5 protein-coding genes and 1 pseudogene are annotated in these 4,311 nt (G+C 62.1%); 3 read left to right on the forward strand and 3 right to left on the reverse strand.

Annotated features, from left to right (window positions below; all coding sequences use genetic code 11):
- A partial coding sequence (locus AC1DVA_RS26570) for a hypothetical protein (protein ID WP_476807882.1) occupies window positions 1-528 on the forward strand: 528 nt, incomplete at its 5' end.
- A 191-nt stretch (window positions 529-719) separates the two neighbouring features.
- Entirely contained in the window at window positions 720-1,067 is a 348-nt protein-coding gene (locus AC1DVA_RS26575; RefSeq protein WP_265055177.1) for a type II toxin-antitoxin system PemK/MazF family toxin, read from the forward strand.
- Window positions 1,068-1,221: 154 nt separating this feature from the next.
- Here the strand turns inward: AC1DVA_RS26575 and AC1DVA_RS26580 are convergent.
- The 3 genes and pseudogenes from AC1DVA_RS26580 to AC1DVA_RS26590 all read right to left on the reverse strand — a co-directional run.
- Window positions 1,222-1,978, reverse strand: a pseudogene (locus tag AC1DVA_RS26580) (site-specific integrase); the annotation flags it as partial.
- A 238-nt stretch (window positions 1,979-2,216) separates the two neighbouring features.
- Entirely contained in the window at window positions 2,217-2,729 is a 513-nt protein-coding gene (locus AC1DVA_RS26585) for an RES family NAD+ phosphorylase (protein WP_265055562.1), read from the reverse strand.
- An 8-nt stretch (window positions 2,730-2,737) separates the two neighbouring features.
- On the reverse strand, window positions 2,738-3,088 hold the full coding sequence (locus AC1DVA_RS26590; protein WP_265055178.1) for an MbcA/ParS/Xre antitoxin family protein: 351 nt from the start codon (window positions 3,086-3,088) through the stop codon (window positions 2,738-2,740).
- A gap of 815 nt (window positions 3,089-3,903) precedes the next feature.
- On the opposite strand from AC1DVA_RS26590, the gene AC1DVA_RS26595 reads away from it, so the two are divergent.
- On the forward strand, window positions 3,904-4,311 hold a 408-nt coding region (locus tag AC1DVA_RS26595), incomplete at its 3' end, for a 2Fe-2S iron-sulfur cluster-binding protein (RefSeq protein ID WP_476807883.1).

Genomic DNA, 4,311 nt, shown 5'->3' on the forward strand with positions numbered 1-4,311 from the left:
GCTGAAGGCGAGGCGGCTCAGGAGCGGGCTGCCCGGCAATTGCTGAAACCGAGTCAGCCTAGGGCGCCCGATCCGCTAGCCGAGGCTGCGAAAGCGGCCGTGAAGACGACACCTCCCGAACCGCTCGCGAAGCCCTTTCCTGCGCTGTGGCGCCTCGAACACACCAGCGATCGCGAAAAGCCGCTGGTGGCCTTGCTACTGCAGTTCATCGAGAAGCAGCAGCGGCGTGAATCAAACACAGCCCAACAGGATGCTCTCCTCGGTGCCGTCGTTCGCGCCCTCGGCAAAGTCATCGTCATCGCCGTCAGTAAGATCGCGGATCGTCTGGAAGTGCTTCGGCACGATCCCATACATGGGATACTGGTGGCCAAGACGCGTGAGATGATCAGGCGTTGGGAGATTCCCGATCCTGAAATGTACAGGCGCCTTCGCCAGGAAGGGCACCTTGTCGGACCCGATACCTCCGACCGGCCGGCCAAGCCACGCTCACCAAAGCGGCGCCAGGGGCGCGACGGCTTCGAATTGTGAGATCAGCTAGAGCACTCCCTTTACACGGGAGGGGAGGCGGCTGGCCCGGCCGCCTCTGCGGGAAGGCGACAAAATCGCTTACAGTATCAAAGGTGCTGCGGTCGTGATCCGGAAGGCACCGGCGTCGGTCGTGGCCGAGGATCCGTTCGGCACGTTCGGCGAATGGGATAGCGAAGCCGACCGGAGGGCTTATGCCGACCTCTGATTTCCGGCAGGGGGACGTCGTAAGGGTGCCTTCCCCCTATACCGATCGCAACACCCGGCAACACCGCCCGGCGCTTGTTGTCAGCAACGGTGCGATCGGGGAGGGGGATGCCCTGTTGTGGGTCGTCATGATCACCAGCGCCGAGAATCGGCCATGGGTCGGGGATGTGTCGCTGGGACGGCTCTATGAGGAGGCCGGTTTGCCGGCGCCGAGTGTGATCCGTCCCGTGAAGATCGCGACAATCGAGGCAGCCCACGCTCAGAAGCTTGGCCGTATCAAACCCCCACTAATGGCTGAGGTCAGTAATCAGCTCAAGAAACACATGGGTGTTTAACGGACGCGACCATCCGTGAGCCAGCAAGAGGACGATCACAGCGCCGACCCGCTTCGCTGCAGCATCTCGCTGCAAACTCGCGGCAATCGAGCTAAGCTCGATCTGGGGCCGCGCGCGCAGACCTCGGGTCGCTACGCTGACGATTCTTCAAAGCCGCGCGATCTCCCTCGGCGAGGTCACTGCGGACACCGGCGGCGAGCGCTGTGCGCTGGACCAGCCGGGCAATCTCCTTGTCGTTCAGCCGATCCGGGCCGACGGCATTGCCCTGGCCGGTAACGCGGCGGAACGGAGGGCCGTGGGCGATCCTGGCGAGCTTCAACCAGGTCTGGAGCGTAACCACCGGGCAGGTGCCGTCGCTTGAGCCACGGCCGACCTCGACCTCGCGCCAGCCGGTCTTGCCGCGCAAGGGTGACGATCATCCCCTTATCGAGGATTTCGACCCAGCCGCGGCCGTCCTCGGTCTGGTCGCGACCGATGTCCAGCCCGACGATCTCGGAGCGTCGCAGGCCGCCGGCGAAGCCGACGAGCAGCATGGCCCGGTCCCTAAGACCCCGGAGCGTCCCGCGCTCGAGCGTCTCGAGCATGGCAATGACGTCCTCGGGCAGGACGGCCTCTTTCTGGCGCGGCGGGGCGGCGTGGGTGTTGCGGATGCCGGCAAGCACGGTCGCGATGTGGCGATCTTTGCGATCCAGCGGCGTGCCGCGCTGCGCATAGGCCCAGGTTAGGGCCGAAAGCCGCCGCTCGATGGTGGAGACGGAGTTTGGCTTGCGATCGGCCGTGGCCACGCCCGCCGCACAGGCGGTGATGTAAAGGCCGACGTGTTGCGGAACGGGCTGCAAGGCTTCAAGGCCCTGGCGTCGACACTAACTCGAAAAGTGCCGCCAATCGGCCGCGTAGGCCCGGCGGGTGTCATTTTAACTTTGCGCCTACAGCCGGGATTCGCATAAGGAACATTATGGAACTTGGATGCGTGCGATTCCGAGCCGCGGACCGTGTTGGCGCGACCGGCGTCCAGATGCTGTCGGCGTGCCCGGCGTCTTTGAGGCCGAGGGCTTCGAGGATAGCGACGTTGTGAAAAAAGCGGCCCCGAAGAGCGGCCGCTGAAGTCGAAGGCTGAGCTGGTGATCTACCAGGCGATGCGAGCTGGCATCATGGATTGGCTGGAGATTGCGATAGGCGCCCCTCATCGTCGATGAGGCTAATCTTCGAGGGGGCAGTTGGGCCCCATTTCCAAAGAACGAGGTTGGTATCGCCGAAATCAGCCCCGGTTGCGAAGCTGCGGACCAGGATGCCCTGATATCCTTCCTTGATCAGCTTGTTTGCAAAGATCTGTGTTCGTGAAAGGCCGTGATCGCGCATTTCGTCACGCCACGTGATCGCAAATAGCTGGTTTGGCGTGATGCCCTCGGCAGCCATGGCGCTGAGGTCGCGGGTATCGAAGATGTGGTCGATCTCAGCTTCGTAGGAAACCAGCGTCGTTGGCTGAAGGCTTCCGGCCTGATTGGCCTCGCGTAGCGCTGTGATGGGGGCTAGCGAGGTGTAAAGGGCGGCGACTCCTTTGGCGTTGAAGCGACCGCCGTATTTCTGGGCGCCTGCCCCGGAGAGGGGCTCTCTGGCATAGATCGGATTGAGTGCGCGGTAGAGCTTGCCGCTATAGGCCACAGCCATGATCAGGCATGGACTCCCGCATCGACCGCGTCGATGTATTCGAGAACATCGTCGACGCGTCCGGCTTTCACGAGCTGCATCGCGGTTTGCCCCGAGAAGCCAGCCAGAGGCTCCGACCGGTACCAGGCATATGCGATCAGATCCGAGCCGAAGCGCGGGCTGACCTTGTTGATGACCTCGATCATCGACCGCAGCCGCTTCTGTGTCGCCACTGCCGCGATGCGGTTCTTCCGCTGGACGGCATCACGCCCCAGTCCGACGGTGTGGGCCAGTTCGGCGCTGCTCGTCTTGAACGCGTCTGCGATCATTTTGGGATCGAAGATGCCGCTTCGGGCGAATTGGGTAAGAGCCATCATACTGCTCCGGTGCTACAACTCATAATGTGACGCAATATCGCGTCAATCTATGTGATTTTCAAGGCAGCGGGGATCGATGATCGTCGTCACCGCGCGGCAATTCCCTCTCAGCCACGCTTGTGCCGGCCGGTACTGCCCTGCCGTTGTGACTGTGATGAGAATGTGCCCCCCGGCCTGCGACGTCGTGGTAGCGCTTGGCGGCAGCCTCGATGGCTTGTTTCGCAGCGAGCCAGTCTTTCGAAAGTCGTATCCTGGGTTTGAATATCCTGCACCGGCTTGCGCGTGAGAGGGCTCTTGCGCAATCCGCGTAGGCTCGCCAAGCGACCTCAGCAATCGCCGCGAGGCTGATTCGGTGTGGATCGAACGCCGGGTCGACAAACCGTTGGAGATAGCGCTGCTTGATTCCAGCTCGCCCAGCTTGGGACTCGGCATCCCCAGGGCATATGCGCCGGTTGTCGGCAAGCGTAGTCAATTCCAGSGCAATCCGAGTGCATCGACAAGCTAGCGAACGATGGCCGCGGCCAGCGTGGTTCGGGTAGTATAGATGGCGGAGAGAGCCGCTGYCGAATTCTCATGGGCGGGCATCAGCTATTCCAGGTCTGTCCTGGGTTCGGCCTTAAGCTGTCCGGGAAATGCATCGCCTATTGGTAGGTGACGGGTTCTGACTCGTTCGTGGGCGCGCTGATTAGAACAAGAATGAACTAGAGGCTGCCTCACCCGTTCTCCCTGCAATGCCGCGCGAGTGCAGAAAGTTGCTCGCGCGTCCCTTACCAAAATCGGAGGCGGATATGCCAACTCCAGGAGAATTCAGAATGAACAGGCGCGACCTGATGGCTGCTGCCAGCGCCTGTGCTGCGTTGCCCATGATGAACGGCGGCGCACGTGCTCAACCATCCCCTGTCGGCGAGCCGGTGAAGGCCGGCGTTTCGCTCAATGTGAACGGCGAGAAGCGCTCGCTTAACCTCGACACACGGACGACCCTTCTCGATGCCTTGCGAGAGCATTTGCACCTGACCGGGACTAAGAAGGGGTGCGACCATGGTCAGTGCGGGGCTTGCACCGTGATCGTCGACGGCCATCGGATTAACTCCTGCCTGACACTCGCGGTCATGCATCACGATGCCAACGTCACGACAATCGAAGGGCTCGGTACGCTCGATCACCTTCATCCCATGCAAGCCGCTTTCGTGAAGCATGACGGCTTCCAGTGTGGCTATTGC

The sequence above is a fragment of the Allobosea sp. P4_C6 genome (assembly GCF_056402015.1).